Annotated in this window: 24 protein-coding genes; 12 read left to right on the forward strand and 12 right to left on the reverse strand. The window is 72.1% G+C overall.

Annotation, left to right across the window (positions count from 1 at the left end):
- The first annotated feature begins 178 nt into the window (after positions 1-178).
- Positions 179-1,528 carry an MFS family transporter gene (locus MFF56_RS15150; protein WP_066923960.1) on the forward strand — a complete coding sequence of 450 codons (1,350 nt, stop codon included), beginning with the start codon at positions 179-181 and terminating at the stop codon, positions 1,526-1,528.
- Positions 1,529-1,610: 82 nt separating this feature from the next.
- On the opposite strand, the gene MFF56_RS15155 is transcribed toward MFF56_RS15150, so the two are convergent.
- Positions 1,611-2,183 (reverse strand): superoxide dismutase family protein, encoded by a 573-nt coding sequence (locus MFF56_RS15155; protein ID WP_066923958.1) that lies wholly within the window; start codon positions 2,181-2,183, stop codon positions 1,611-1,613.
- An 88-nt stretch (positions 2,184-2,271) separates the two neighbouring features.
- Here MFF56_RS15155 and MFF56_RS15160 point away from each other — a divergent pair, with 88 nt between their 5' ends.
- From MFF56_RS15160 to MFF56_RS15170, 3 genes are all read left to right on the forward strand, one after another.
- Positions 2,272-3,024, forward strand: a complete 753-nt coding sequence (locus tag MFF56_RS15160) for a TlyA family RNA methyltransferase (protein ID WP_066923956.1) — start codon at positions 2,272-2,274, stop codon at positions 3,022-3,024.
- The gene (locus MFF56_RS15165) at positions 3,021-4,280 is read left to right on the forward strand and encodes a class I SAM-dependent RNA methyltransferase (RefSeq protein ID WP_066923954.1); all 1,260 of its coding nucleotides are present in this window, start codon (positions 3,021-3,023) and stop codon (positions 4,278-4,280) included. The genes MFF56_RS15160 and MFF56_RS15165 overlap by 4 nt, the downstream gene beginning before the upstream one ends.
- A 62-nt stretch (positions 4,281-4,342) precedes the next feature.
- Positions 4,343-4,609, forward strand: a complete 267-nt coding sequence (locus MFF56_RS15170; RefSeq protein ID WP_066923952.1) for a hypothetical protein — start codon at positions 4,343-4,345, stop codon at positions 4,607-4,609.
- A gap of 103 nt (positions 4,610-4,712) precedes the next feature.
- Here the strand turns inward: MFF56_RS15170 and MFF56_RS15175 are convergent, their stop codons facing one another.
- The 5 genes from MFF56_RS15175 to MFF56_RS15195 all read right to left on the reverse strand — a co-directional run bounded on the left by MFF56_RS15175 (position 4,713) and on the right by MFF56_RS15195 (position 11,157).
- Positions 4,713-7,955 (reverse strand): efflux RND transporter permease subunit, encoded by a 3,243-nt coding sequence (locus MFF56_RS15175; RefSeq protein WP_066923948.1) that lies wholly within the window; start codon positions 7,953-7,955, stop codon positions 4,713-4,715.
- Positions 7,956-8,078: 123 nt separating this feature from the next.
- Entirely contained in the window at positions 8,079-8,513 is a 435-nt protein-coding gene (locus tag MFF56_RS15180; protein WP_066923946.1) for a tellurite resistance TerB family protein, read from the reverse strand.
- Between the two features lie 68 nt (positions 8,514-8,581).
- Positions 8,582-8,782 carry a DUF3606 domain-containing protein gene (locus MFF56_RS15185; RefSeq protein WP_066923944.1) on the reverse strand — a complete coding sequence of 67 codons (201 nt, stop codon included), beginning with the start codon at positions 8,780-8,782 and terminating at the stop codon, positions 8,582-8,584.
- Between the two features lie 79 nt (positions 8,783-8,861).
- Positions 8,862-9,083 carry a YbdD/YjiX family protein gene (locus MFF56_RS15190; RefSeq protein ID WP_066923942.1) on the reverse strand — a complete coding sequence of 74 codons (222 nt, stop codon included), beginning with the start codon at positions 9,081-9,083 and terminating at the stop codon, positions 8,862-8,864.
- Positions 9,084-9,087: 4 nt separating this feature from the next.
- Positions 9,088-11,157: a carbon starvation CstA family protein gene (locus MFF56_RS15195; RefSeq protein ID WP_066923940.1), complete on the reverse strand. Its 2,070-nt coding sequence runs from the start codon at positions 11,155-11,157 to the stop codon at positions 9,088-9,090.
- 213 nt (positions 11,158-11,370) lie between these two features.
- On the opposite strand from MFF56_RS15195, the gene MFF56_RS15200 reads away from it, so the two are divergent.
- Positions 11,371-12,237 (forward strand): NAD(P)-dependent oxidoreductase, encoded by an 867-nt coding sequence (locus MFF56_RS15200; RefSeq protein ID WP_066923938.1) that lies wholly within the window; start codon positions 11,371-11,373, stop codon positions 12,235-12,237.
- Positions 12,238-12,451: 214 nt separating this feature from the next.
- Here MFF56_RS15200 and miaA read toward each other — a convergent pair whose 3' ends face one another.
- Complete coding sequence (miaA, locus tag MFF56_RS15205; protein ID WP_066923936.1) at positions 12,452-13,384, reverse strand: tRNA (adenosine(37)-N6)-dimethylallyltransferase MiaA; 933 nt, start codon at positions 13,382-13,384, stop codon at positions 12,452-12,454.
- An 18-nt stretch (positions 13,385-13,402) separates the two neighbouring features.
- On the opposite strand from miaA, the gene serB reads away from it, so the two are divergent.
- From serB to MFF56_RS15220, 3 genes are all read left to right on the forward strand, one after another.
- A complete protein-coding gene (gene serB, locus MFF56_RS15210) occupies positions 13,403-14,299 on the forward strand; it encodes a phosphoserine phosphatase SerB (RefSeq protein WP_066921828.1) in 897 nt (298 codons plus the stop codon).
- 141 nt (positions 14,300-14,440) lie between these two features.
- Positions 14,441-15,052: a BA14K family protein gene (locus tag MFF56_RS15215; RefSeq protein ID WP_238230303.1), complete on the forward strand. Its 612-nt coding sequence runs from the start codon at positions 14,441-14,443 to the stop codon at positions 15,050-15,052.
- Positions 15,053-15,154: 102 nt separating this feature from the next.
- The gene (locus MFF56_RS15220; RefSeq protein ID WP_066919087.1) at positions 15,155-15,367 is read left to right on the forward strand and encodes a hypothetical protein; all 213 of its coding nucleotides are present in this window, start codon (positions 15,155-15,157) and stop codon (positions 15,365-15,367) included.
- 15 nt (positions 15,368-15,382) lie between these two features.
- Here the strand turns inward: MFF56_RS15220 and moaA are convergent, their stop codons facing one another.
- Complete coding sequence (gene moaA, locus MFF56_RS15225) at positions 15,383-16,411, reverse strand: GTP 3',8-cyclase MoaA (RefSeq protein WP_066919085.1); 1,029 nt, start codon at positions 16,409-16,411, stop codon at positions 15,383-15,385.
- A 128-nt stretch (positions 16,412-16,539) separates the two neighbouring features.
- Here moaA and MFF56_RS15230 point away from each other — a divergent pair, with 128 nt between their 5' ends.
- Positions 16,540-16,971 carry a gamma-butyrobetaine hydroxylase family protein gene (locus tag MFF56_RS15230; protein WP_066919089.1) on the forward strand — a complete coding sequence of 144 codons (432 nt, stop codon included), beginning with the start codon at positions 16,540-16,542 and terminating at the stop codon, positions 16,969-16,971.
- Positions 16,972-17,106: 135 nt separating this feature from the next.
- Here the strand turns inward: MFF56_RS15230 and MFF56_RS15235 are convergent, their stop codons facing one another.
- From MFF56_RS15235 to nadA, 4 genes are all read right to left on the reverse strand, one after another.
- Positions 17,107-17,769, reverse strand: a complete 663-nt coding sequence (locus tag MFF56_RS15235) for a L,D-transpeptidase (RefSeq protein ID WP_066919083.1) — start codon at positions 17,767-17,769, stop codon at positions 17,107-17,109.
- Positions 17,770-18,151: 382 nt separating this feature from the next.
- A complete protein-coding gene (gene nadC / locus MFF56_RS15240; protein ID WP_066919081.1) occupies positions 18,152-19,003 on the reverse strand; it encodes a carboxylating nicotinate-nucleotide diphosphorylase in 852 nt (283 codons plus the stop codon).
- Positions 19,000-20,535, reverse strand: coding sequence for an L-aspartate oxidase (locus tag MFF56_RS15245; protein WP_238230305.1), 1,536 nt, complete (start codon positions 20,533-20,535; stop codon positions 19,000-19,002). The genes nadC and MFF56_RS15245 overlap by 4 nt, the downstream gene beginning before the upstream one ends.
- Positions 20,532-21,566: a quinolinate synthase NadA gene (gene nadA / locus MFF56_RS15250; protein ID WP_066918129.1), complete on the reverse strand. Its 1,035-nt coding sequence runs from the start codon at positions 21,564-21,566 to the stop codon at positions 20,532-20,534. The genes MFF56_RS15245 and nadA overlap by 4 nt, the downstream gene beginning before the upstream one ends.
- A gap of 449 nt (positions 21,567-22,015) precedes the next feature.
- Here nadA and MFF56_RS15255 point away from each other — a divergent pair, with 449 nt between their 5' ends.
- The 3 genes from MFF56_RS15255 to MFF56_RS15265 all read left to right on the forward strand — a co-directional run bounded on the left by MFF56_RS15255 (position 22,016) and on the right by MFF56_RS15265 (position 24,548).
- Entirely contained in the window at positions 22,016-22,750 is a 735-nt protein-coding gene (locus MFF56_RS15255; protein WP_066918127.1) for a sigma-70 family RNA polymerase sigma factor, read from the forward strand.
- 167 nt (positions 22,751-22,917) lie between these two features.
- Entirely contained in the window at positions 22,918-23,571 is a 654-nt protein-coding gene (locus MFF56_RS15260) for a 2Fe-2S iron-sulfur cluster-binding protein (RefSeq protein ID WP_082772797.1), read from the forward strand.
- An 11-nt stretch (positions 23,572-23,582) separates the two neighbouring features.
- Positions 23,583-24,548, forward strand: coding sequence for an FAD binding domain-containing protein (locus MFF56_RS15265; RefSeq protein ID WP_066918125.1), 966 nt, complete (start codon positions 23,583-23,585; stop codon positions 24,546-24,548).
- Positions 24,549-24,556: the final 8 nt, after the last annotated feature.

Raw genomic sequence — 24,556 nt, forward strand, 5'->3', positions numbered from 1 at the left:
GCCCGATCGGCAGCACACCCCGTTCGAATATCGAACACCGCCGCGCGTGACACTTCGCGACCCGTCACGCGCGCGACGTTCCCTCGGGGGCGCGGCGCCCTGTTCGCGCGCCGGTTCCGCATGCTACCCCGTCGGCCACGAAAAAGGGCTGCCCGCGGCCGCGGGCCAGGGAGACGCCATGTCAGACTCGATCGGAATCGCCCCGACGGCGGCGGATGTCGCGGCCGACCGCCGCCGCCGCATCAAGGCCATCGTCGGCTCGTCATCGGGCAATCTGGTCGAGTGGTACGACTTCTACACCTACGCCTTCTTCGCCCTCTACTTCGCACCGGCCTTCTTCCCGAAGGGCGATTCCACCAGCCAGCTCCTGCAGACCGCCGGCATCTTCGCGGTCGGCTTCTTCATGCGCCCGATCGGCGGCTGGCTGTTCGGCCGCATCGCCGACCGCGTAGGCCGCAAGACCTCGATGGTCATCTCGGTGCTGATGATGTGCTTCGGCTCGCTGATGATCGGCATCCTGCCGACCTACGAGACCGTCGGCTCCCTCGCCCCGCTCCTGCTCCTCCTCGCCCGCATGCTGCAGGGCCTGTCGGTGGGCGGCGAGTACGGCACCAGCGCGACCTACATGAGCGAGGTGGCGATCAAGGGCCATCGCGGCTTCTTCGCCTCGTTCCAGTACGTCACGCTGATCGGCGGCCAGCTCCTGGCCTCGCTCGTCCTCATCACCATGCAATCCGTGATGCCCGCCGAGCAGATCACGGCCTGGGGCTGGCGCATCCCGTTCTTCATCGGCGCGGCGGCCGCGGTCGTGGCGCTCTACCTGCGCCGCTCGCTCGCCGAGACCGGGGGCTCCGACAAGGAGGATGCCGGCACCTTCAGCGAGCTGTTCAAGCACTGGCGCGCCTTCTGCGTCGTGCTCGCCTATACGGCCGGCGGCTCGCTGGTGTTCTACACCTTCACGACGTACATGCAGAAGTACCTCGTCAACACCGCGCACATGGACAAGGCGGTCGCCTCGCGCACGATGACGGCGGTACTCCTGGTCTACATGGCGGTGCAGCCGTTCTTCGGCTGGCTCTCGGACCGGATCGGCCGCAAGGCCAACATGATCGCCTATAGCGGCCTCGGCACCGTGATGGTGGTCCCGCTGATGACGGCGATCGGCGCGAACCAGAACCCCTACGTCGCCTTCGGCCTGATCACGCTCGGCCTGCTCGCGGTGAGCTTCTACACGGGCATCTCGGGCATCGTGAAGGCCGAGCTGTTCCCCACCAAGGTGCGGGCGCTGGGCGTCGGGCTCTCCTACGCGCTCGCCAACGCCACCTTCGGCGGCACGGCCGAGTACGTCGCCCTCTGGTTCAAGGACAACGGCATGGAATCGACCTTCTTCTGGTACGTCACCGTGCTGCTGGCGATCGCCTTCGTGGCCTCGCTGATCATGCCGAACCCGAAGGTGCACGGCTATCTCGACGGCGCCGGCACGGTCGAGGAGGCGCTCGGCAAGAAGCGCGCGCTGGCCCACGCCTGAGCGGCAGGCTCCGAACGGACGAGCGGCCCCGGGGCTTCCCCCGGGGCCGCTCGCGTTCGGGGCCTTGAAGCGTCAGGCCCTGCTACTTGATCACCGCGCAGCCGATCCGGGCGCCCGCGCCGCCGATGGGCTGGCTCGCGTGGTCGTCCTCGTTGGCGTGGATGATCAGCGCCGAGCCGTCGCCGTCCTTCAGGCCGCCCTCGCCGGTCAGCGGCGTCTCGCTCGACACCTCGGCGTTGGCCGAGCCGTCCTGCCCCGCGAAGAGGTTCGGCAGGTCGCCCTCGTCGGGCCCGTCCGGGTTGAGCAGGCCGTGCTTGCTCTGGTCGTGGTTCACGTGGGCCTTCGACTTCTCGAACTTCTCGGTGTCCGAGCAGTCGCCGACCGCGTGGAAGTGCATGCCGTGCCAGCCGGGGGGCAGGCCGCCGGGCTGGATCGTCACCCGCGCGACGAGGGTGTTGGCCCCGTCGCGCAGCTTCAGGGTGCCGATGGTGTCGCCCTTGTTGTTCCTGATCTGCGTCTCGTAGGCCTGGGGCTCGGCGGGCTTGCTCTGCTCGGCGGGCTTGGTCTGCTCGCCGGGCTTGGCCGGCTCCTGGGCGAGCGCCGCGGCGGGCGCGAGGCCCGCGGCGAGCGCGAGCAGGGGCAGGATGCGTGTCATGCGATGGCTCTCCTCTCGGTGTCGGGCTAGTTAGGCCGACTTGCCCGCCCCGACAGGGCGGGACGAACACGCGGGCGACGAGAGGACGATGACGGGCGAGCGCCTCAGGGCTGACCGCTTCCTGGTCGAGCACGGGCATTTCGAGAGCCGGGCGCGGGCGCAGGCCGCGATCTCCGCAGGCCTCGTGCGCGTGAACGGCCGCGTGCTCGCCCGCGCCTCCGCGGCGATTCCCCCCGGGGCCCGGGTCGAGGCCGAGGCGCCCCACCCCTACGTCTCCCGCGGCGGCCTCAAGCTGGAGGCGGCGCTCGACGCCTTCGGGCTCGATCCGGCGGGCCGCGCGGCGCTCGACGTCGGCGCCTCGACGGGGGGCTTCACCGACCTGCTGCTGCGGCGCGGCGCGGCGCGCGTCCACGCGGTCGATGTCGGGCGCGACCAGCTCCACGCCTCGCTGCGGGCCGACCCGCGCGTCGCCTGCCGCGAGGGCACCGACATCCGCGCGCTCGCGGGCCCGCTCGATCCCGTACCGGATCTGTGCGGGATCGACGTCAGCTTCATCGCGCTGCGCCTCGTACTTCCGGCAGTGGCCTTCCTCCTCGCGCCGCGAACGGACCTCGTCGCGCTGATCAAGCCGCAATTCGAGGCCGGGCGGGCGCGGGTCGGGCGCGGCGGGATCGTGCGCGACCCCGCCGTCCACGCCGCGGTCTGCGAAGAGGTGCGGGCGGCCCTGGCCGAACTCGGCTTCGCGGTCCTCGGCCTCCTGCCCTCCCCGATCCAGGGCGGCGACGGCAATACCGAATTCCTGGTCGGCGCCCGCCGCGCGACCCTCGAGGATCCCACATGAGCGAGAGCGTCACCATCGGCCGCCTGGGTGCGCGCGGCGACGGCATCGCCGAGGACGGAACCCCCGTCGCGGGCGCGCTGCCGGGCGAGCGCGTCGCCGTCCGGCGCGAGGGTGGGCGCGGCGTGCTGGAGGCGGTCGAGACCGCATCCATCGATCGGGTCGAGCCGTTCTGCCCCTATTTCGGGCGCTGCGGCGGCTGCGCCGTGCAGCATCTGGCGCCCGAGCCCTATGCCGCCTGGAAGCGGGGCCTCCTCGCCCAGGCCCTGTCGCAGGCCGGCCTCGCGGTCGAGCCCGGCGCGCTGATCGACGCGCACGGCGAGGGGCGGCGCCGCATCACGCTGCACGTGCGCGAGCGGGACGGCCGGGCCGAGGCCGGGCTGATGGCCGCGCGCAGCCACGACCTCGTGGCGATCGACCATTGCCCGATCACGGTGCCGGCGCTCCACACGGCCCCGGCGATCGCGCGGGCGCTGAGCGCGCCGCTGGGCCACGGCCGCAAGCCCCTCGACGTCGCCGTGACGGCGACGGAGCCGGGCCTCGACGTCGATATCCGCGGGCACGGCCCGGTCCCGGCCGGCGTACGCGCGGCCCTGGTGCGCCTGGCCGAGACGCTGCGCCTCGCCCGGCTCTCGCTGCACGGGGACGTGGTGGTGGAGCGGACGCCCCCGAGCGTGGCCTCCGGCCCCGGCCGGCTCTACCCGCCGCCGGGCGGCTTCCTGCAGGCGACGGCGGCCGGCGAGGCGGCGCTGACTGCCCTCGTGCTCGAGGCCCTGCCGAAGAAGGCGCGACGCGCCGCCGACCTATTCGCGGGCTGCGGACCGTTCAGCCTCGCGATGGCGCGGACCACGGAGGTCCACGCGGTCGAGGGCGAGGCCGGGCCGCTCGCCGGCCTCGACCGGGCGGTCCGGGCCCAGGGCGGCCTGCGCCGGCTCACCCACGAGCGCCGGGACCTGTTCCGCCGCCCGCTGCTCGCCCACGACCTCAACGCCTACGACGCGGTGGTGCTCGACCCGCCTCGGGCCGGCGCGGAGGCCCAGATGAACCAGCTCGCCGAATCGCGCGTGCCGCTGGTCGTCGGCGTCGCCTGCGATGCCGGCACCTTCGCGCGCGACGCCGCCACCCTGGTGGCCGGCGGCTACAGCCTCGATTCGGTCACGCCCGTCGATCAGTTCCGGTATTCGAGCCATCTCGAGATGGTCGGCGTATTCCGTCGTACAGTCGAACGCCGCAAACCGGGCCTGCGCCGCCCGCGCTGAGACCGGGATTTACTGTACTCCCTCGCATGGTAGACTTCTGCCGTGTTCGACGGAGGTCCGCCATGCCGCTCGCCCGCCCGACGCTTCCGCTCGTCCTGCTTCTCGCCAACCTGCCCGCCGCGGCTCACGCCCAGGCCCCCGACCTCACCGGGACCGGCGGTAGACCGACCACCACGATCACCGCGCCCTACACGGACCGGGAGGGCGTGACGAAGCCGCCGGGCGCGGCGCTCGGGCCCCGCGACCGGCCCTCGGCCGACGCGCAGCGTCGCGAGGAGCGCGCGATCGAGCGCATCGAGGACAGCATCTGCACCGGCTGCGAGGATTGAGCGGGTCCGCAGCCCGCCTGTCCCCGGGCGCCCCGAGCCTCGGCGGGGGGCGGATCCGGGACGGGAGGCCGACGCATCCGTGTGCGGCACCCCGCGTCGAGGCTCACGCCGGCTCGGCCCCCTCGAGGTAGTCGCTCGGCGCCCGCACGGGCGCGCCGCGCAGCAGCGTGTAGAGGAAGGGCACGAAGAGCAGCGTGGCCGGCGTGCCGAAGGCGATGCCGCCCATCACCGCGCGGGCGAGCGCCGCGTTCTGCTCGCCGCCCTCGCCGGTGCCGAGGGCCATCGGGATCAGGCCCAGGAACATCGCGCCCGCCGTCATCAGGACCGGGCGCAGGCGCGTCTCGCCCGCGAGCAGGGCCGCCTCCAGCGCCGAGCATCCCGTCGCCTCCCGGTGCTCGCGGGCGAAGGTGACGAGCAGGATCGAGTTCGCGGAGGCAATGCCCACCGACATGATCGCGCCGAACAGCGAGGGGATCGAGAAGCTGGTGCCCGTGACGAACAGGCTGAAGACGATGCCGCAGAAAGCGAGCGGCAGCGCCAGCAGCACCACGAACGGGTCGCCCCAGCTCTGGTAGTTCACCGCCATCAGGAGGTAGACGGCCACCAGCGCGATCGAGAGGCCGATGCCGAGCCGGAAGAAGGCCTGGTCCATGTTCTCGATCTGGCCGCGGACCGTGATCTTGTCGGGGGCCGGCAGGTTCTTCTGCTCGTCGTCCACGATCCTGCGGATCTCGGCCGCCACCGAGCCGAGGTCGGAATCCTGCACCGAGGCGTAGACGTTGAAGGTCGGCGCGGTGTTGACGTGGTTGATCACCGTCTGGATGCCCTGGCGGCGGAAATCGGCGACGCTGGAGAGGAGCGTGAGCACGCCCGGCTGGTCGCCCTCCGCGCGCACCATCAGGGGCGTGTTGCGCAAGGCGGTGAGCGAGTCGTTGCGGTATTCCGGCGTCTGCACCCAGAGCTGGTAGGGGATGCCGGTCTTCGGGTCCGACCAGAAGTTCGGCGTGACCTGGAAGGAGCCGGCCAGCGAGACGTTGAGCCCCTGCGCGATCTGCTGCTGCGTCAGGCCGAGTTCCGAGGCGAGGCGCCGGTCGACATCCACGAAGAATTGCGGCGTGCCGACGATCTGGTGCAGGTGCACGTCGACGGCGCCCGGCACCTCCTTGAGGCGGCGCACGATGTTCTGGGCGACCGCGAGGTCCTTCTCCGTATTGCGGCCGGACACCTGGATGTCGATCTGCGCCAGCGTGCCGAAATTGAGGATCTGCGTGATGATGTCGGAGGGCTGGGTGTAGACCACGAGGTCGGGGAAGCGCTCGCGCAGCACCTCGCGCAGGCGCTTGGTGTAGAGCGCCGTCGAGCCGTGGCCCTCCTTCAGGCTGATCAGCATCTGGCCGTCGTTGTAGGCCACGAAGGAGCCGTCCGAGAAGGCGAAGTTGTAGTTGTTCGAGGGCAGGCCGATATTGTCGAGGATCTGCTCGATCTCACCCTCCGGAATGACCTCCCGCACGACCGCCTGCACCGCCGCGAAGGTCTGCACGGCGGTCTCGATGCGCATGCCGGGGCGGGTGCGCAGGTGCAGGGTGATCTGGCTCGACGCCACCTGCGGGAAGTAGTCCCGCCCGACGAAGGTGAAGAGCGCGCCCGTGCCCGCGAAGATCAGTCCGACAGAGGCGAGCGTGGCCGCGCGCCGGGCCAGCACCGCGTGCAGCAGCCCGAGATAGCCGCAGTGGAAGCGACTGAACCGCGCCTCGAAGCCGTGCCGGAAGGCACCCGCCGCCCGGACGACCGGGCCGCCGACGAGGCCGAGTGCGCGCCCGATCCGGGTGCGCGGCGGCTCGGCCCCTTCGCCGTGGTGCTGCGCGTACTCGCGCGCCACCAGCACGTCGATCAGCACCGGCACCAGGGTGCGCGAGAGGAGGTAGGAGGTCAGCATCGCGAAGACGACCGCGAGCGCTTGGGGGGTGAACAGGTAGCGGGGCGTGTCGGCGAGCGCGAAGACCGAGGTGAAGGCCGCGCAGATCGAGAGCGTCGAGATGAGCGTCGGCTTGGCGATGCTGGCCGCGCCCTCGACGACAGATTTCCGGAAGGGCTCGCCCTCCTCGAACAGCCGGTAGGTGTTCTCGACCGCGACCGTCGCGTCGTCCACCAGGATGCCGATGGCGAGCGCGAGACCGCCCAGCGTCATCACGTTGATGGTCTGGCCGAGGGCTGCCAGCACCGCGAGCGAGGTGAGGATCGAGAGTGGGATCGAGATCAGCACCACCAGCGTCGAGCGCCAGGAGCCGAGGAAGAGCAGGATGGTCAGCCCGGTGAGCCCGGCCGCGATCATCGCCTCGTGCAGCACGCCCTCGATCGCCGCGGTGACGAAGACCGACTGGTCGAAGAGCGGCTTGATCTGCAGGCCGTCCGGCGCCGCGGCGCGGATCTCGGGCAGCGCCTTCTTCACGTTGTTGACGACGTCGAGGGTCGAGGCGGTGCCGTTCTTGAACACCCGCATCAGCACCGACTGGATGCCGTCCGCCCGCACCACGTTGACCTGGGGCGGACCGCCGTCGCGGACCTGGGCGACGTCGCGCACCAGCACCGGCTGGCCCGCCACCGTCTTGATCGGCAGGGCGTTGAGCGCCTCGATGGCGTCGGGCGTGGCGTTGAGCTGGATCGGGTATTGCTGCTCGCCGATCTTGGCGAGCCCCGAGGGGATCGTCAGGTTCTGGGCGGAGATCGCGTTGGTGACGTCGAGGGCGGTGAGCCCCAGCGCCTGGAGCGCGTGCAGGTCGAGATCGACCATGATCTGGCGCGGGGTGCCGCCGAAGGGCGAGGGCAGCGTCGAGCCCGGCACCTGCGTCAGGCGCTGGCGGATGCGGTACTGGGCGTAGTCGTTGACCTTGGTCAGGCTCTCCTTGGTGGAGGTGAGCGCGAGCTGGATCACCGGCACCGAGGAGGCGGAGAAGCGCAGCACGATCGGCGGCTGGATGCCGGGCGGCATCGCGGCGCGGATCGAGTTCATCGCCGAGACGGTCTGGGAGATCGCGAGATCGATGCTGACCGCGTCGTCGAAGTAGATCTTCTGGATCGCCGTGCCCTGCAGGGTGGTCGATTCCATCCGCTTGATGTTGTTGACGTTGTTGGAGAGCGAGAACTCCGCGTAGGTGGTGACGCGCCGCTCCATCTCAGGCGTCGAGAGGCCCGTATAGGTCCAGACCACCACGACGACCGGGATGTCGACGACGGGCAGCACGTCCTTGGGCGTCGTCACGACGGCCGCCGCGCCGCCGAGCATCATCAGCACGGCGAGCACGTAGACGGTGATGCGGAACTTCAGCGCGTACTGAACGAGACCCATGTCGCTACCGGTCGCCGGGCGACGTCCGGGCCCGGCAATTCAACCAGCGATACGATTGTTTCCGCAGGATGTCCGCCCCGTCCGGGGGCGTATCGGCGGGTCGTCGTGCCGCACGGCCGGCCCTCAGCCCAGCAGCGCGTCCTTGTCCACGTCGAGGCTCTGGGCGATCTCACTGAGCGCGCGGTGCTCGGCCTCCTTCACGCCGCCGGCGTCGGCCACGTCCGCGGCGATCAGGAAGATGTCCTGGCGCTGCTCGAGTGCGCGGTCGGCCACCGCCCCGACGAGGCGCAGGTTCTCCACCCGGCCGGCCCGGGTCTTGGCCCGCGCGATGCCCTCGTAGAGCTCCTGCTCGATGCGCAGGGTGTCGTAGGACTTCTCGAGGATCGGGTTGGCCCGCATGCCGGCGATGGCCGACTCGACCTCCTCCTCGGCGATGTCGCCGTCGGCCACGATCACGTTGGCCGCGGCCGACACTGCCGCCTCGAGGAACACGGCGTCGCCCGCGTAGGACATGATCGTGCGGCCGAAGCGAAGGATTGCGTCCTGAAGGATGCTCATGCGGTTCTCCCGCGCAGGAAGGACGGCGATTGTCCCGGCCGAGTCAAGACCCGCGGCCGGGAGGCGCCTCAGGTGATGGTCTCGTGCCCCGGCCAGTCGCGCCCGAGATGGGCCGCCACCTGGGCCGGATCGTCGCCGACCGCGGCGACCGCCGCCACCACCTGCTCCACCGGCACCATGAAGCGGCGCGCCCAGTAGGCCCGCTCCCAGGGCTCGGCCGTGTTCACCGCCCGCGGCTCCGGCGCATCGTCGGTTCGCTCCGCCACCATCGTGTCCCCGTCCTCCGGCGGACACAGAGCAGCCCGCGCGTGGGAACGCGCGGGCGCCGGGATTCTTTCCGTGGCGGCCTCAGCAGCAGCGGAAGCCGCTGGTGTTGCCGACGCCGAAGCGGGCGTTCTCCCGGTTGCGGAAGAACTCCACCTCGCTCATCGGCCGCTGGTCCGGGTGGGTGCGGCGGATGTGCTCGGCATAGGCCGCGTAATCCCCCTGCCCCACCATCAGCCGGGCGCCGTCGCAGACGCATTTCTGCAGCGTCTTCCAGCGCTCCATCAGGTTCTGCGACGCGCCCATCGGCCTACTCCGCCGGGACGGGACGGCCGCCGGCGGGCGCGTCGCTCTCGCGCGCCGTCCAGCCGACGGCGCGCAGCGCCCGGATGCAGGAGAGGACGCCGAAGGCGCCGATCGCCAGCACGAGGCCGATGAACACGACGGCGAGCGCCGCGTCGATCCGGTCGTTGAAGATGATCTGCGCCATCTGGTCGGCGTTCTTGGCCGGCGGCAGCACCTTGCCCTCGGCGGCGGCCGCCGCGTAGCGGTCGGCGTGGGCGAGGAAGCCGATGCGCGGGTCGGCCGAGAAGATCTTCTGCCAGCCCGCCGTGAGGGTGCAGATGCAGAGCCACAGCGTCGGGACGATGGTAACGAAGGCGTAGCGCTCGCGCTTCATCTTGAAGATCACCACCGTGCAGAGCGTCAGCGCGACCGCGGCCAGCATCTGGTTCGAGATGCCGAAGAGCGGCCACAGGGTGTTGATGCCCCCCAGCGGATCGGTCACGCCCTGGTAGAGGAAGTAACCCCAGGCCCCCACCGCGATGGCGGTCGCCACGATGCTGGGAACCCACGAGGTGGTCTCCTTGAAGGCCGGCACCGCCAGCCCGATCAGGTCCTGCACCATGAAGCGGCAGGCGCGCGTGCCCGCATCGACCGCCGTAAGGATGAAGAGCGCCTCGAACAGGATGGCGAAGTGGTACCAGAAGGCCATCATGGCCTTGCCGCCCACCGCCGAGGAGATGATGTGCGCCATGCCGACCGCCAGCGTCGGGGCGCCGCCCGCGCGCGAGATGATGGTGTGCTCGCCGACATCCTGCGCGGTCTGGGTGATGGTCTCCGGGCTGACGGGGAAGCCGAGCTTGGTCACCGCGGCCGCCGCGCTCTCCGGCGTGGTGCCGAGGATCGCCGCCGGGGTGTTCATGGTGAAGTAGACGCCCGGGTCGATCACGCAGGCCGAGATCAGCGCCATGATGGCCACGAAGGATTCCATCAGCATGCCGCCGTAGCCGACGAAGCGGGCGTCGCTCTCGTTGGCGATCAGCTTCGGGGTGGTGCCCGACGAGATCAGCGCGTGGAAGCCCGAGACGGCGCCGCACGCGATGGTGATGAACAGGAACGGGAAGAGCTGGCCCGACCAGACCGGGCCGGTGCCGTCCACGAACTTGGTCATCGCCGGCATCTGCATGTGCGGCGCGACGACGGCGATGCCGAGCGCAAGGCCCACGATGGTACCGATCTTGAGGAAGGTCGAGAGGTAGTCGCGGGGCGCGAGCAGCAGCCAGACCGGCAGGATCGAGGCGACGAAGCCGTAGCCGATCAGCAGCCAGCAGAGCTGGGTGCCCGTGAAGGTGAAGGCGGGGCCCCAGACCGGGCTCGCCGCGACGTTCTGGCCGTAGAGGATCGCGGCCATCAGCAGCACGAAGCCGATGATCGAGACCTCGCCGATCTTACCCGGGCGGATGTAGCGCGTGTAGACGCCCATCAGCATCGCGATCGGGATGGTCATCATCACCGTGAAGGTGCCCCAGGGGCTCTCGGCCAGCGCCTTCACGACGATGAGCGCCAGGACGGCGAGCAGGATCACCATGATCAGGAAGGTGCCCACCAGCGCGATGATGCCGGGAATCGTGCCGAGTTCCGAGCGGATCAGCTCGCCGAGCGAGCGCCCGTCGCGGCGCATCGAGACGAACAGGACCATGAAGTCCTGCACGGCGCCGGCCAGCACCACGCCCGCCAGGATCCAGAGCATGCCGGGCAGGTAGCCCATCTGCGCGGCGAGCACCGGGCCGACCAGCGGGCCCGCGCCCGCGATCGCCGCGAAGTGGTGGCCGAACAGCACGGTCTTGTTGGTGGGGACGTAGTCGAGGCCGTCGTTGTGGCGCACCGCCGGGGTCTCGCGGGCCGGATCGAGGCGCATCACCTTCTCGGCGATGAAGAGCGAGTAGTAGCGGTAGGCGATGAGATAGGTGCAGACCGCCGCCACCACGAGCCAGAGGGCGTTGACGGCCTCGCCGCGCTCGATCGCGACGATAGAGAGTGCGGCGGCGCCGAGCGCCCCCACCAGGGCCCAGGGCCCGTGCTTGCTGATCGCGCCCATGGGCGTCCCACTCCAAGAACCGGCTCTTCCGCGGCCGGCAATCCGGGCCCCTTCTGGCGCAAAATTTTCGGGTGGAGAACAGGGATTGGTTAATTTCCCGGAACAATCGCCGCGCTCGCTCAAGCGCCGCAGCCCGCGCGCCGCGCGGGTTTGACCGGTTGCACGGGCAAATCTAGACCACCCCACCGGTTGCGGTTGGTGGGAGACGAGACGATGGCGAAGGTAGCCTTTCTGGGCCTCGGCGTGATGGGAAGCCCGATGGCCCGACACCTGGCGGCCAAGGGCCACGACGTCACGGTCTACAACCGCACGGCCGCCAAGGCCGAGGCCTGGGTCGCGGCGAACGGGGGCGCGCACGCCGCGACGCCGCGCGAGGCGGTGCGCGGCGCCGAGATCGTCTTCGCTTGCGTCGGCAACGACGACGACCTCCGCAGCGTCGTGCTGGGCGCGGACGGGGCGCTCGCCGGGATGGAGCGGGGCGCCACCTTCGTGGACCACACCACCGCCTCGGCCGAGGTGGCGCGCGAACTCGCGGCTGCCGCCGCCGAGGCCGGCATCGGCTTCGTGGACGCGCCGGTCTCCGGCGGCCAGGCCGGCGCCGAGAACGGCGTGCTCACCGTGATGTGCGGCGGCGATCCGGAGACCTACGCGCGGGTCGAGCCGGCCATCATGAGCTTCGCCCGCGCCTGCCGCCTGATGGGCCCGGCGGGCGCCGGCCAGCTCACCAAGATGGTCAACCAGATCTGCATCGCCGGCCTCGTCCAGGGCCTGTCGGAGGGCGTACACTTCGCCAAGCGCGCCGGCCTCGACGTCGAGGCGGTGCTGGAGGTGATCTCCAAGGGCGCGGCCGGCTCCTGGCAGATGGAGAACCGCGGCAAGACCATGAATGCCGGCACGTTCGATTTCGGCTTCGCGGTCGACTGGATGCGCAAGGATCTCGGCATCCTGCTCGACGAGGCCCGCCGCAACGGCGCCAAGCTGCCCATCAGTGCCCTCGTGGACCAGTTCTACGCCGAGGTGCAGAGCATGGGCGGCGGCCGCTGGGACACGTCGAGCCTGGTCGCGCGCCTGGAGCGCTGAGGTCCGACGGCCGGCGGGGGCTTGCGTCCGCCGCTGACCTTTCCCGGACAGGTGGGGTGAAGCAGAACCCGATCCGGGACCCAGCACAAGAGGACGCGGAGCGGCCGCGTTCCGCATCGGCGCATGAAGGTCGGGCCGCTGCGCGGCGCTCCATCCTCTGGATCCCGGATCACCGTCCGCCGACGCTCCAGGCGTCCGGGAAAGGGGCGGAGCCTCAATCGGCCAACCGCCCCGCCGCCTCCGGATCGAGCCACGTCCAGTCCGTCCCCATCTGGTGGCGGAACCACGTGAACTGGCGCTTGGCGTAGGCGCGGGTGTCGGCCTGCCCCCGCGCAATCGCGTCCTCCAGGCGCATCGTGCCGTCGAGATGGGCGATCAGGGCCGGCACGCCGTGGGCGCGCATGATCGGCAGCAGCGGATCGAGCCGGCGCGCCCGCAGCGCCGCCACCTCGTCCAGCGCGCCGCCCGCGATCATCGCGCGGAAGCGCGCGTCGATGCGCGCCCGCAGGACGTCGCGGTCGGGTGCCAGGAAGATCCGTCTCAGCGGCAGGCCGGCGAGCGGGCCGGGCAGGCGCTCGCCCCGGAAGGCGGCGATGGGCCGGCCGGTCGCGGCCAGCACCTCGAGCGCCCGCAGGATCCGGGCGCGGTCGCTCGGGCGCAGGCCGGCCGCGCCCTCCGGATCCTGCGCGGCGAGGTCGGCGTGGAGCGCCTCGGTCGCGCGCTCCGCCGCGCGGGCGCGCACCTCGGCCCGCACGGCGTCGGGCACGGGCGGCATCTCCGAGAACCCCTCCTCGAGCGCGCGGAAGTACAGGCCGGTGCCGCCGCAGAAGACCGGCAGCCGCCCGCCGAGGTCGGCGAGGAGCGCGGCGACGTCCCGGGCGAACCGGCCGGCCGAGTGGTTCACCGCCCCATCGACGTGGCCATAGAGGCGGTGGGGCACCCGCGCCGCCTCGGCCGCGTCCGGCCGCGCGGTGAGCACGCGCAGGTCGGCGTAGACCTGCATCGAGTCCGTGTTGACCACGACGCCGCAGTGCCGGAGCGCCAGGGCGGCGGCGAGCGCCGACTTGCCCGAGGCGGTCGGCCCTGCAATGAGGATCGCCGCCGGCCGCCCGCCCGCCGGCTCCCGTGACTCGACGCTCCCCGACACCAGCCTGGACGCTCCCCGATGACCCTCGTCGCGGTCCTGATATCAAACCCGCAGCGGCCCGCCATCACCGATGCGGTGCTGGCCGAGGCGCGGCGCGTGCTCGCGACCGAGCACCAGCCGCGGGTGCTGCACGGCGAAGTCGCGGCCGAGATCCTGGTGCCGGGCGCGCCCGCCGCGGCCCCGGCGCTCGCCGAGCGCCTGCGCGCGGCGCTCGGGTCCGAGCCGATCGACGTCGCGGTGCTCGGCGCGGACGCGCACCGCCGCAAGCGCCTGTTCCTGGCCGACATGGATTCCACCATGATCGAGCAGGAATGCATCGACGAGCTGGCGGACATGGTCGGGCTGAAGCCCCACGTGGCGGCGATCACCGAGCGGGCGATGCGCGGCGAGATCGCCTTCGAGCCGGCCCTGCGCGAGCGCGTCGCGCTGCTGAAGGACCTGCCGGTCGGCACGATCGACGGGCTGATCGCCGAGCGCATCACGCTCACGCCGGGCGGGCGCACGCTGGTGCGGACGCTCAAGGCGCACGGCGCGCGCACCTGCCTCGTCTCGGGCGGCTTCACCCTGTTCACCGGCCCCGTGGCCGACAGGCTCGGCTTCGACGAGAACCACGCCAACCGGCTCGTCCTCGCGGGGGACCGGCTCGCCGGCACGGTCGCGGAGCCCATCGTCGGCAAGGAGGCCAAGCGGGCGACGCTGATCGACCTGCGCACCCGGCTCGGCCTCGACCCGGCCGAGACGCTCGCGGTCGGCGACGGGGCGAACGACCTCGCCATGATCGCCGAGGCCGGCCTCGGCGTCGCCTTCCGGGCCAAGCCCGCCGTGGCGGAGGCGGCGCGCGCGCGCATCGACCACGGCGACCTCACGGCGCTGCTCTACCTGCAGGGCTTCGGAGCGGCCGAGTTCGTGGACTGATCCCCGGTACGCTGAAGAGATACGGCGCGTGCGGCGCTCGACGGACAAGCTCAGCCGTTCGCCGGACAAAGTGTAGCAGGCATAGGATCCCGCAATCGAGCGTTGACCGGACAGATAGTCATCACGTTCGATGAGGTCGGCATGCTCAAGCACTCCCTCCTGTTCGCGTCGGCGGTCGCCGGCGCGCTCACCCTGATCCCGGCAGCCTCCGAGGCCCAGAACGTCCTGGCCTTCCGGGGCGGCGGGGGCGGCGGCAACGCGCTGGCGGGCGGCTTCGCCGGTCGCGGCGTCGGCGGCGGCGCCATCGGCGGCGGCTTCAACCGCGGCGGCGTCGGGATCGGCGGCGGCTTCAATCGTGGGGCCGGCTTCGGCGGGGCCGGTCTGGCGGGCCGCGGCTACGGCTTCAACCGCGGCTACGGCTTCAACCGCGGTTATTACGGCAACCGCTACGGATACGGCTACGGCCGGCGCGGCTACGGCCTCGGCGGCCTCGGCGTCGGCGTGGGGCTCGGCCTCGCGGGCGGCCTGGCGGCCGGCAGCCTCTACGGCGGCTACGGCTATCCGGGCTACGGCTACGACGACGGCTATTACGGCGGCTACGCCCCGGCGGGTTACGGCTACGCCCCGGTGAACTACGGCTATGCCGAGACCGACGGCTCGGCCGAGGAGGCCTGCGCGCGCCGCTTCCGCACCTACGACCCGCGGACCGGCACCTACATCGCCAAGGGCGGCGTGCGCCGCGCCTGCCCCTGAGCCGACGGACCCGCTCGACGCGCGGACGGCCCCGCACGCGACGGCGTGCGGGGCCGCTTCTTCGTGCGAGGCCCCGATCCGAGGCGATGAGAAGGACGCGCGATGACCGCGGAGGCCGTACAGACCCTCAACCGAGCCCGGGCGAGCCTCGCGCGGGCGCGCGACGGGCTGGCCCGCCGCATCGCCGGCATGGATCCCTCGCCCGTCACCATGGCCGAGGACCTCACGCGGATCCTGGTGGCGATCGAGGCCGTGGACCGGGCCCTGACCGCGGAGGGCCACCCCTACATGCCGCCCGACCTCGCCGCGGGCTGAGCGGGCGCGCCCGCCTCAGCCGCCCGTCACGCTCATGTGGCGCGGCACCGCCGCCTTGCGCTGGCGCTCGATGACGAAGTCGTGCCCCTTCGGCTTGCGGGCGATCGCGTCGATCACCGCCTGCGTCACCAGCGCGTCGTCGGGCGAGGCGCGGAGCGCCGCGCGCAGGTCCGCCGCGTCCTCCTGGCCGAGGCACATGTAGAGCTTGCCGGTACAGGTCAGGCGCACCCGGTTGCAGCTCTCGCAGAAATTGTGGGTCAGCGGCGTGATGAAGCCGAGCCGCCCGCCCGTCTCCTCGACCCGGACGTAGCGGGCCGGACCGCCGGTGCGGTCGGGCAGCGGGGTCAGGGTCCAGCGCTCCTCGAGGCGCGCGCGGGCCACCGAGAGCGGCAGGAACTGGTCGGTGCGGTCGCCCTCGACCTCGCCGAGCGGCATCACCTCGATCAGCGTCATCTCCATGCCGAGCCCGTGGGCCCAGGCGATCATGTCGGCGATCTCGTGCTCGTTGACGCCCTTCAGCGCCACCGCGTTGATCTTCACCTTGATCCCCGCCTCGCGCGCCGCCGCGATCCCGTCGAGCACGACCTTCAGGTCGCCGCGCCGGGTGATCGCCCGGAACTTGTCCGGGTCGAGGGTGTCCAGCGAGACGTTGACCCGGCGCACGCCGAGGTCGGCGAGCTCACCCGCGAAGCGCCCGAGCTGCGTGCCGTTGGTGGTCAGCGTCAGCTCCTGCAGCGCCCCCGAATCGAGGTGGCGCGAGAGCCGCCGGAACAGGTGCAGGATGTCGCGCCGGACCAGGGGCTCGCCGCCCGTGATGCGAAGCTTGCGCACGCCCCGCGCGATGAACACGCCGCAGAGCCGGTCCAGCTCCTCCAGCGTGAGCAGGTCGCGCTTGGGCAGGAAGTTCATCTCCTCCGCCATGCAGTAGACGCAGCGCAGGTCGCAGCGATCCGTGACGGAGATGCGCAGATAGGTGATCGCCCGCTGGAACGGGTCGATCAGCGGCGTCACGGGCGCGGCGGTGTCGGTACGCGGACCCCACATACGGAACTCGGTGCTCTGCGGCGTGGCGGGCGATACGTCGGGTGACGAACCTGGCATGCCTTGGCATATGAGGGGATGCGCGCCGCGGAGCAAGCGTGGGCGCGGAACGCTTCCAGGGAGATTGGACCGTGAGCGAGGAACGCTGGCCCACCGAGATCCGCCTGTCCGCGGACAGGCGCGTCCTCAAACTGGCCTTCGACGACGGAGGGCGCTTCGACCTGCCGGCCGAGTACCTGCGGATCTCGAGCCCGTCCGCCGAGGTGCAGGGTCACTCGCCGGCCGAGCGCAAGGTCATCGGCGGCAAGCGCAACGTCGAGATCCTATCGGTGCAGCCGGTGGGCAACTACGCGGTGAAGCTCGCCTTCGACGACATGCACGACACCGGCATCTACGGCTGGGGCTACCTGCACGAGCTGGGCGCGCAGTACGGCGACCGCTGGCAGACCTACCTGAAGGAGCTGGCCGAGCGCGGCCTCGACCGCGACAGGCGGGGACAGGCCGACCTCAAGGCCAAGGCGGCCGGCGGTGGATGCGGCGGCGGCTCCTGCGGCTGCCACTGAGAACGCCCCCGCGCGATCGCGAGGGCTCCCCCTCTCCCCGCGCAGCGGGGAGAGGGGATCCGACGAACTCCGTGCGCGTGCGCGAAAAAAGGCCTGCGTCGCCGCCGGCCCGCTCAGAATGGATGCGTCCGGCGCTCAGCGCTGGACGATGACCTTCGTGCCCACCTTCGTGCGGGTGTAGAGGTCGGTGACGTCCTCGTTGGTCATGCGGATGCAGCCCGACGAGACGGCGGTGCCGATGCTCTCCGGCTCGTTCGAGCCGTGGATGCGGTAGATGGTGCCGCCGAGATACATCGCGCGAGCGCCGAGCGGGTTCTCGATGCCGCCCTTCATGTAGCGCGGCAGGTCGGGCCGGCGGCGCAGCATCGTGGCGGGCGGGCGCCAATCCGGCCACTCGCGCTTCATCGTGATGGTCTGCACGCCGCCCCAGGTGAAGCCCGGGCGGCCGACGCCGACGCCGTAGCGCAGGGCCTGGCCGCCGCCGAGCACGTAGTAGAGCCGCCGCTCGGCCGTCGACACCACGATGGTGCCGGCGCCGTAGGGACCGTTATAGGCCACCGTCTCGCGCGGGATCGCCGACATCTGCGGGACCGCGGAGGCCAGCGGGTCGGCGGCGTTGAGCGAGGCGTTGGAGACCGGCACGGCCACGGTCTCGACCGCCTGCGGGCGCACGCGCACCGTGAGGGCGTTGTCGAGGGGCTGGCGGGTCAGCGGATCGATCTCGTAGGCGAGCGCGGGCGAGGCCCAGGCCGCGGCGGCGCAGGCGAGCCCGGCGAGGGCGGTGGCGGAACGACGCATCGAGGTCTCTCGAAGGCAGGCGGGAAGGTGCGGGACGCGACAGGTTGGTCGGCACGCACGATGGCGCGCGACGTCTCGCCAACGGGTAAACGACGCGCGCGCAAAGCCAAGCTTCAAACCTGCTCCGGCCGCGCTTCCGCCGGCCTCGTGACCCCGTGGCAACACTGTGGCAGCTTGGCCGTAAGACGGGAATAAACGGCCGCGTGCGGCTGAACGAGCGACATCGACCGCATATCGTATACAATTTTCACGCGAACCGGGCTGCCCCGCGAACCGAATCACGGTTGAGTGATCGCGCCCGTCCCCTGAGACCGCGGGCCACCTTTCGAGCGCGCGCTTCTCCCGCGACCCTTTCGCGGAGGAGCGCGCGTCTTTTGTGTGCTCAGGCGTCCAGGCCGAGGTCGATGATCGCGGCGCTGTGGGTGATCCAGCCGCAGGAGATCAGGTCCACGCCCGAGGCCGCGACCGCGCCGACCGTCTCACGGGTGATGCGGCCCGAGGCCTCGGAGAGGGCCCGCCTGTCGATCATCGCGACCGCGCGGCCGAGCGTGTCCGGATCCATGTTGTCGAGCAGAACCGCGTCGGCGCCGACCGAGAGCGCCTCCTCCAGCTGGGCCAGGGTGTCGACCTCGACCTCGATCTTCACGAGATGGCCGGCGCGCGCGCGGGCCCGCTCGATCGCCGGCACGATGCCGCCCGCCACCGCGACGTGGTTGTCCTTGATCAGCACTGCGTCGTCGAGGCCGAAGCGGTGGTTCGAGCCGCCGCCGGCCCGCACCGCGTGCTTCTCCAGCGCGCGCAGGCCCGGCGTCGTCTTGCGGGTGCAGACGATCGCGGCCTTGCCGTGGGGACGCGCGGCCTCGACGAGGCCCGCGGTGGCGGTGGCCACGCCCGAGAGGCGGCAGAGCAGGTTGAGGGCGACGCGCTCGGCGGTGAGTACGGCGCGGGCCGGCCCGGCGAGGCGCAGCACCGTGTCGCCCGGCGCGACGCGGGCGCCGTCCGGCCGCTCGACCGCGACGGAGACCGCCGGATCGATCAGCTCGAAGGCGATGCGGGCGCAGTCCACGCCCGCGATCACGCCGTGCTGGCGGGCCGCGATCACGCCCTCGAGGCGGGCCTCGGGCGGCACGATCGCGTCCGTGGTGATGTCGCCGGCCCGGCCGAGATCCTCCAAGAGGGCGGCGCGCACGACGGGCTCCACTAGGAGCCGCGGGAGAGGGAGAAGGTCGCTCATCGGGCCAGGGCCTCCGCGGCCTCGCGGGCCGCCGGTTCGGTCTCGGCGAGCACGGCGCCGAGGGTGGTCTCGCTGTGGCGGGCGGGCACCTGTCCGCCGAAGTCGCTGCGCCAGTGCGCCCCGCGGCTCTCCCGCCGGCCGAGCGCGGCGTGCGCGACGAGGAGCGCGACGAGGGCGGCGTCGCATGTGGCCGCCCGCGGCGCGAGCCGGGCGACGGCCTCGGTGAGGCCCGCCTCGTCCCGCACCACGCCGACCCGGGCCTCCATCAGGGCGCGGATCGGGGCGAGGTCGGCTGGCGGTCGGGGCGCGCCCGTCTGCGGCCGCGCGGGGCCCGGCGCCGCCGCGAGCCCGTCCGCGATGAAGTTCGCGATGAAGCCCGCGAAGGCCAGCCCTTCGAGGAGCGAGTTGCTGGCGAGCCGGTTCGCCCCGTGCAGCCCCGTGGAGGCGACCTCGCCGCAGGCGTAGAGGCCCGGCACCGAGGTGGCGCCGTGGGCGTCCACCTTCACGCCGCCCATGTGGTAGTGGGCCGCCGGCCGCACGGGAATCGCCTGCACGGCCGGGTCGATGCCCGCCGCCGCGCAGAGCGCCGCCACGGTGGGGAAGCGGGCGGCCATGCGGTGGCCGAGCGCGCCGCGCGTGTCGAGATGGACGCTCCGGCCCCGGGCCAGCGCCCCGAAGATGCCGCGCGCCACCACGTCCCGGGGGGCGAGGTCGCCGCCCGCGACGCCGGCCATCACCGGCTCGCCGTGCTCGTCCACGAGCCGGGCCCCCTCCCCCCGCAGCGCCTCGGTGGCGAGCGGCATCGGGTCGGCGCCGGCCGCGATGGCGGTCGGGTGGAACTGCACGAACTCCATGTCGCGCATCACCGCCCCGGCACGCGCCGCGAGCGCGAGGCCGCGGCCGGTGGCGCCGCGCGGGTTGGTGGTGGCCGCGTAGAGCGCGCCGAGCCCGCCGGTGGCCAGAACCACGGCGCGGGCCGGGATGCGGAAGGGCACGCCGTCCCGCTCGCAGACCACGCCCGCCACCGCGCCGTGCCCGTCGCGGAGGAGGTCACGGACCGTGGCGACCACGACCTCGACGGAGGGCGCACCCTGCACCGCCCGGACCAAGCCCTCGAGGACGCGCGCGCCCGTGGCGTCGCCGCCCGCGCGAACGATGCGCCGCCGGCCGTGGGCCGCCTCGAGGCCGAGGGCGAGCGCCCCGTCCTCCGCCCGGTCGAAGGCGACGCCGACGCGGACGAGCCAGTCGATCAGGCGCGGCCCCTCGGCGGCGACGCGCGCCGCGACCTCGGGCTCGCCGAGGCCGGCGCCGGCCGCCAGCGTGTCGGCGGCGTGGAACGAAGCCGCGTCGTCGGCGCCGATCGCGGCGGCGATGCCGCCTTGCGCCCAGCCGGTGGCGGTGCCGAGCCCGAGCGGGCTCGCGCTGACGAGCGTCACGGGCCAGGGCGCGAGGCGGAGCGCGACGCTGAGGCCGGCGACGCCCGCACCGACCACCACGACGCGGTCGGCCGGATTGCGGAGCAGCGCGTTCATCGGGCGCGCACCGCCAGCATCCGCTCCACCGCGGCCCGCGCCCGGTCGGCGAGGGCAGGATCGACCGTCACCTCGTGGGTCAGGGTCTCCAGCGCCCGGCGGATGTTCCCGAGGCTCATCCGCTTCATGTGCGGGCACATGTTGCAGGGCTTGATGAACTCGATGTCCGGGTTCTGCGCCGCGATGTTGTCGGCCATCGAGCACTCGGTGACGAGCACGACCTGGGCGGGCCGCTTCTCGGTCACGAAGTCCATCATCATGGCGGTCGAACCCGAGAAGTCGGATTCGGCCACCACGTCCGGCGGGCATTCGGGATGCGCGATCACGGTGACGCCGGGGTAGCTCTCGCGTACGTCGCGGATATCGGCCGGCGTGAAGCGCTCGTGCACCTCGCAGTGCCCGGCCCAGGTCAGGATCTCGACCTCGGGCACCTCCGCCTGGACGTTCTGGGCCAGGAACTCGTCGGGGATCATCAGCACCCGCGGGGCGTTCAGCGAGCGCACGACCGCGACCGCGTTGCCCGAGGTGCAGCAGAGGTCGGACTCGGCCTTCACCGCGGCCGAGGTGTTGACGTAGGTCACGATCGGCACGCCCGGGTAGCGGGCCCGCAGGCCCCGCACGTCCTCGGCGGTGATCGAGTCGGCGAGCGAGCAGCCGGCGCCCATGTCGGGGATCAGCACGGTCTTGCCCGGGTTCAGGAGCTTGGCCGTCTCGGCCATGAAGTGGACGCCCGCCAGCACGATCACGTCGGCGTCGACGCTCACGGCCTCGCGGGCGAGCGCGAGGCTGTCGCCGACGATGTCCGCCACCGTGTGGAAGATCTCCGGCGCCTGGTAGTTGTGCGCCAGGATCACCGCATTCCGCTCCCGCTTGAGGCGCAGGATCGCCTCGATGTCGGGCGCCAGCGCCGGCCACTCGATCGCCGGGACGTGCCGGCTGACGCGGGCGAAGATCTCCGGGAGCGGCAGGGACGATGCGGGGGCGCCGCCCGGAACGGGGCCGCGGGGGAACGGTTGACTGGTCGCCGCCATGGCGTCCTCCATTATGCTCAGTTTGAGCATTGCGCCGCCTAACTTAGGCGGGCCGACCGCCCCTGTCCAGATATGCTGAGAGTGAGCATAACGGTTTTGCGACGCACTGTTATGGTGCGGCGCGAAGACGAGCGCGCCCGCGTTCGGCGTTCATGCGATGCCGGCCCCGCCTCGCGACAACGCTCGGGCGCGCGGTGAAATCCCCCGCGGCGCAGCGTACAGGCGCCGCCTTCGTGCCCTCGCATCACCTCAGGACAGCGATCGAAACGGGGCGCTACAAGCTGAATTCAGAAAAGGTTCCATAGAAAGGCAAATATTTGCGGCCGATCTGAGGGAAGGACCGGCAACCTATGTTGCTGCGCCTGCCCCGGCACGGCGCGAGAGTGGGGACAATCCGCGAGGCCGCGCACCCGACGTCTCTCGCTCAACGTTCCAGTGCTCGAGGTCCGATGTCCGGCACCACCTGTCCGACAGACGCAACAGCCGCCCCCGTCCTGTCCGAGGGGATCCGCCAGCATCTCGGCACCCGGCTGCAGGAAGCCTACGCGGCCCTGCGGCACGAGCCGCCCTCCGCGCGCATCGCAGATCTCGTCGCCAAGCTCGACGCGGCCCTGGCCAAGGCGCAGGACGCGGACGAGCGCACCTTCCGCGCCGGCCTGCTGGAGGCGGTGCCGAGCCTCCACAACTTCGCGGTCTCGCTGACCCGCAACCCCACCGCCGCCGACGACCTCGTGCAGGACACGCTGCTGCGGGCCTGGCGCAGCCGCGGGAGCTTCAAGGCCGGCACGAATCTGGGCGCGTGGCTCTTCACGATCATGCGCAACGCCTTCTACAGCGTGCACCGCAAGCAGGCCCGCGAGGTCTCCGACACGGACGGCGACCACGCCGCCCGCCTCGCCACCGTGCCGGCCCAGGGCGGCCATCTCGACCTGCAGGACGTGCAGGCGGCGCTGCAGCGGCTGCCGACGGTGATGCGCGAGGCCCTGATCCTGGTCGCGGTCGAGAACGCCTCCTACGAGGAGGCGGCCGAGATCCTGAACTGCCGCATCGGCACCGTGAAGAGCCGCGTCTGGCGCGCCCGCGACCAGCTCGCGCACATGCTGGGCTACTCGGGCGCCGAGGTCGGCGCCGACCACCTCACTCTCTCGGCCCTCGGGCACGAAGGGCTCGCGGCCGAGATCTAGCGAGATCGAGCGAGATCTAGCTGCCGCGCGCGCGCCGCGCCGATCCGGCGCAGTCCGGGCCGGATCCAAGCCGTCCCGCCCGCGTTCCCCGCTCGCACGGATTGCAGCGCGGGCCTTCCCACCACCCGCGCCGGGGCCGGCCCCGAGGCCGGCGCGGGATGATGGCCATGACCGATACGAACGAGCGCGGCGCGTCCAGGTTGACGCGGCGCACGGCGATGCAGGGCTGCGCGGCGGCCTTCGGCGCGGCGGGCTTCGGCTGGCCGGGGCGCCCGGTGGCGGCCCCCGCTCCCGACGATCCGGACCCGCAGATGCTGCCGGTGCGGCTCGCGGTCAACGGCACGGCGCGCGACCTCACCCTCGACAGCCGCACGACGCTCCTCGACGCCCTGCGCGAGCATCTCGCGCTCACCGGCACCAAGAAGGGCTGCGACCACGGCCAGTGCGGCGCCTGCACGGTGCTGGTGAACGGCACGCGGATCAACGCCTGCCTGACGCTCGCCGCGATGCACGAGGGCGACACCGTCACCACGATCGAGGGGCTGGCGGAGGGCGACGCGCTGCACCCGCTCCAGGCGGCCTTCCTCGCGCATGACGGCTTCCAGTGCGGCTACTGCACGCCCGGCCAGATCTGCTCGGCGGCCGGCATGCTCGCCGAGGTCGAGGCCGGCTGGCCGAGCCACGCGGGCGCCGACATCACGGTCGCGGCCGAACTCAGCGACGACGAGATCCGCGAGCGGATGAGCGGCAACCTCTGCCGCTGCAGCGCCTATCCGAACATCGTCGCGGCGATCAAGGACGCCGCCGGCCGCAAAGCCTGAGGGGGCGCGCCATGAAGGCTTTTTCCTACGAGCGGCCGAAGACGGTGCAGGAGGCCGCCCAGATCGCGGCGGAGCGGCCGAACGCCCGGTTCATCGCCGGCGGCACCAACCTGCTCGACCTGATGAAGCTGCAGATCGAGACCCCGCGCACGCTCGTCGACGTGAACCGCCTGCCCCTCGACCAGGTGGCGGACACCGGCGACGGCGGCCTGCGCGTCGGCGCGCTGGTGCGCAATTCCGAGCTCGCCGCGCATCCGCGGGTGCGCCGGGAATACGGCGTGCTGGCCAAGGCCCTGCTCGCGGGCGCCTCGGGACAGCTGCGCAACAAGGCGACCACCGCGGGCAACCTGCTGCAGCGCACGCGGTGCTACTATTTCCACGACACGACGAAACCTTGCAACAAGCGCGCGCCCGGCTCCGGCTGCGCGGCGATCGGCGGGTACAACCGGATCATGGCGGTGCTGGGCGCCTCCGAATCCTGCATCGCCACCAACCCCTCCGACATGAACGTGGCGCTGCGGGCGCTGGACGCCACCGTCGAGACCGTGGACGCGGGCGGCGCCGCGCGGACGATCCCGATCGCCGACTTCCACCGCCTGCCGGGCGACACCCCCGAGATCGAGACCGCGCTCGAGCCCGGCGAGATCATCACGGCGGTCGTGCTGCCGAAGCCCGTCCCCGGCACCCACGTCTACCGCAAGGTGCGCGACCGGGCCTCCTACGCCTTCGCCACCGTGTCGGTCGCGGCCGTGATCGCGCATGAGGGCGGCAGGCCGAAGGCCGCGCGGCTCGCCTTCGGCGGGCTCGCCCACAAGCCCTGGCGGGTGGAGGCGGCCGAAGCCGCGCTCGTCGAGACCGGTCAGGCGGAGGCGGCCGCCGACCGGGTTCTGGAGGGGGCGAAGGGCTACGGCTCCAACGACTTCAAGATCCCGCTGACCCGCCGGACCCTGCGCGCCGTGCTCGCCGAGATCGCCTGAGGCTCCCC

The sequence above is a fragment of the Methylobacterium hispanicum genome, from assembly GCF_022179285.1.
Taxonomy (GTDB): Bacteria; Pseudomonadota; Alphaproteobacteria; order Rhizobiales; family Beijerinckiaceae; genus Methylobacterium; species Methylobacterium hispanicum.

Coding starts and splice junctions, on each gene's coding strand:
- MFF56_RS15150 (WP_066923960.1), top strand. CDS start 179: ATGTCAGACTCGATCGGAATCGCCCCGACGGCGGCGGATGTCGCGGCC.
- MFF56_RS15155 (WP_066923958.1), bottom strand. CDS start 2,183: ATGACACGCATCCTGCCCCTGCTCGCGCTCGCCGCGGGCCTCGCGCCC.
- MFF56_RS15160 (WP_066923956.1), top strand. CDS start 2,272: ATGACGGGCGAGCGCCTCAGGGCTGACCGCTTCCTGGTCGAGCACGGG.
- MFF56_RS15165 (WP_066923954.1), top strand. CDS start 3,021: ATGAGCGAGAGCGTCACCATCGGCCGCCTGGGTGCGCGCGGCGACGGC.
- MFF56_RS15170 (WP_066923952.1), top strand. CDS start 4,343: ATGCCGCTCGCCCGCCCGACGCTTCCGCTCGTCCTGCTTCTCGCCAAC.
- MFF56_RS15175 (WP_066923948.1), bottom strand. CDS start 7,955: ATGGGTCTCGTTCAGTACGCGCTGAAGTTCCGCATCACCGTCTACGTG.
- MFF56_RS15180 (WP_066923946.1), bottom strand. CDS start 8,513: ATGAGCATCCTTCAGGACGCAATCCTTCGCTTCGGCCGCACGATCATG.
- MFF56_RS15185 (WP_066923944.1), bottom strand. CDS start 8,782: ATGGTGGCGGAGCGAACCGACGATGCGCCGGAGCCGCGGGCGGTGAAC.
- MFF56_RS15190 (WP_066923942.1), bottom strand. CDS start 9,083: ATGGGCGCGTCGCAGAACCTGATGGAGCGCTGGAAGACGCTGCAGAAA.
- MFF56_RS15195 (WP_066923940.1), bottom strand. CDS start 11,157: ATGGGCGCGATCAGCAAGCACGGGCCCTGGGCCCTGGTGGGGGCGCTC.
- MFF56_RS15200 (WP_066923938.1), top strand. CDS start 11,371: ATGGCGAAGGTAGCCTTTCTGGGCCTCGGCGTGATGGGAAGCCCGATG.
- serB (WP_066921828.1), top strand. CDS start 13,403: ATGACCCTCGTCGCGGTCCTGATATCAAACCCGCAGCGGCCCGCCATC.
- MFF56_RS15215 (WP_238230303.1), top strand. CDS start 14,441: ATGCTCAAGCACTCCCTCCTGTTCGCGTCGGCGGTCGCCGGCGCGCTC.
- MFF56_RS15220 (WP_066919087.1), top strand. CDS start 15,155: ATGACCGCGGAGGCCGTACAGACCCTCAACCGAGCCCGGGCGAGCCTC.
- moaA (WP_066919085.1), bottom strand. CDS start 16,411: ATGTGGGGTCCGCGTACCGACACCGCCGCGCCCGTGACGCCGCTGATC.
- MFF56_RS15235 (WP_066919083.1), bottom strand. CDS start 17,769: ATGCGTCGTTCCGCCACCGCCCTCGCCGGGCTCGCCTGCGCCGCCGCG.
- nadC (WP_066919081.1), bottom strand. CDS start 19,003: ATGAGCGACCTTCTCCCTCTCCCGCGGCTCCTAGTGGAGCCCGTCGTG.
- MFF56_RS15245 (WP_238230305.1), bottom strand. CDS start 20,535: ATGAACGCGCTGCTCCGCAATCCGGCCGACCGCGTCGTGGTGGTCGGT.
- nadA (WP_066918129.1), bottom strand. CDS start 21,566: ATGGCGGCGACCAGTCAACCGTTCCCCCGCGGCCCCGTTCCGGGCGGC.
- MFF56_RS15255 (WP_066918127.1), top strand. CDS start 22,016: ATGTCCGGCACCACCTGTCCGACAGACGCAACAGCCGCCCCCGTCCTG.
- MFF56_RS15260 (WP_082772797.1), top strand. CDS start 22,918: ATGACCGATACGAACGAGCGCGGCGCGTCCAGGTTGACGCGGCGCACG.
- MFF56_RS15265 (WP_066918125.1), top strand. CDS start 23,583: ATGAAGGCTTTTTCCTACGAGCGGCCGAAGACGGTGCAGGAGGCCGCC.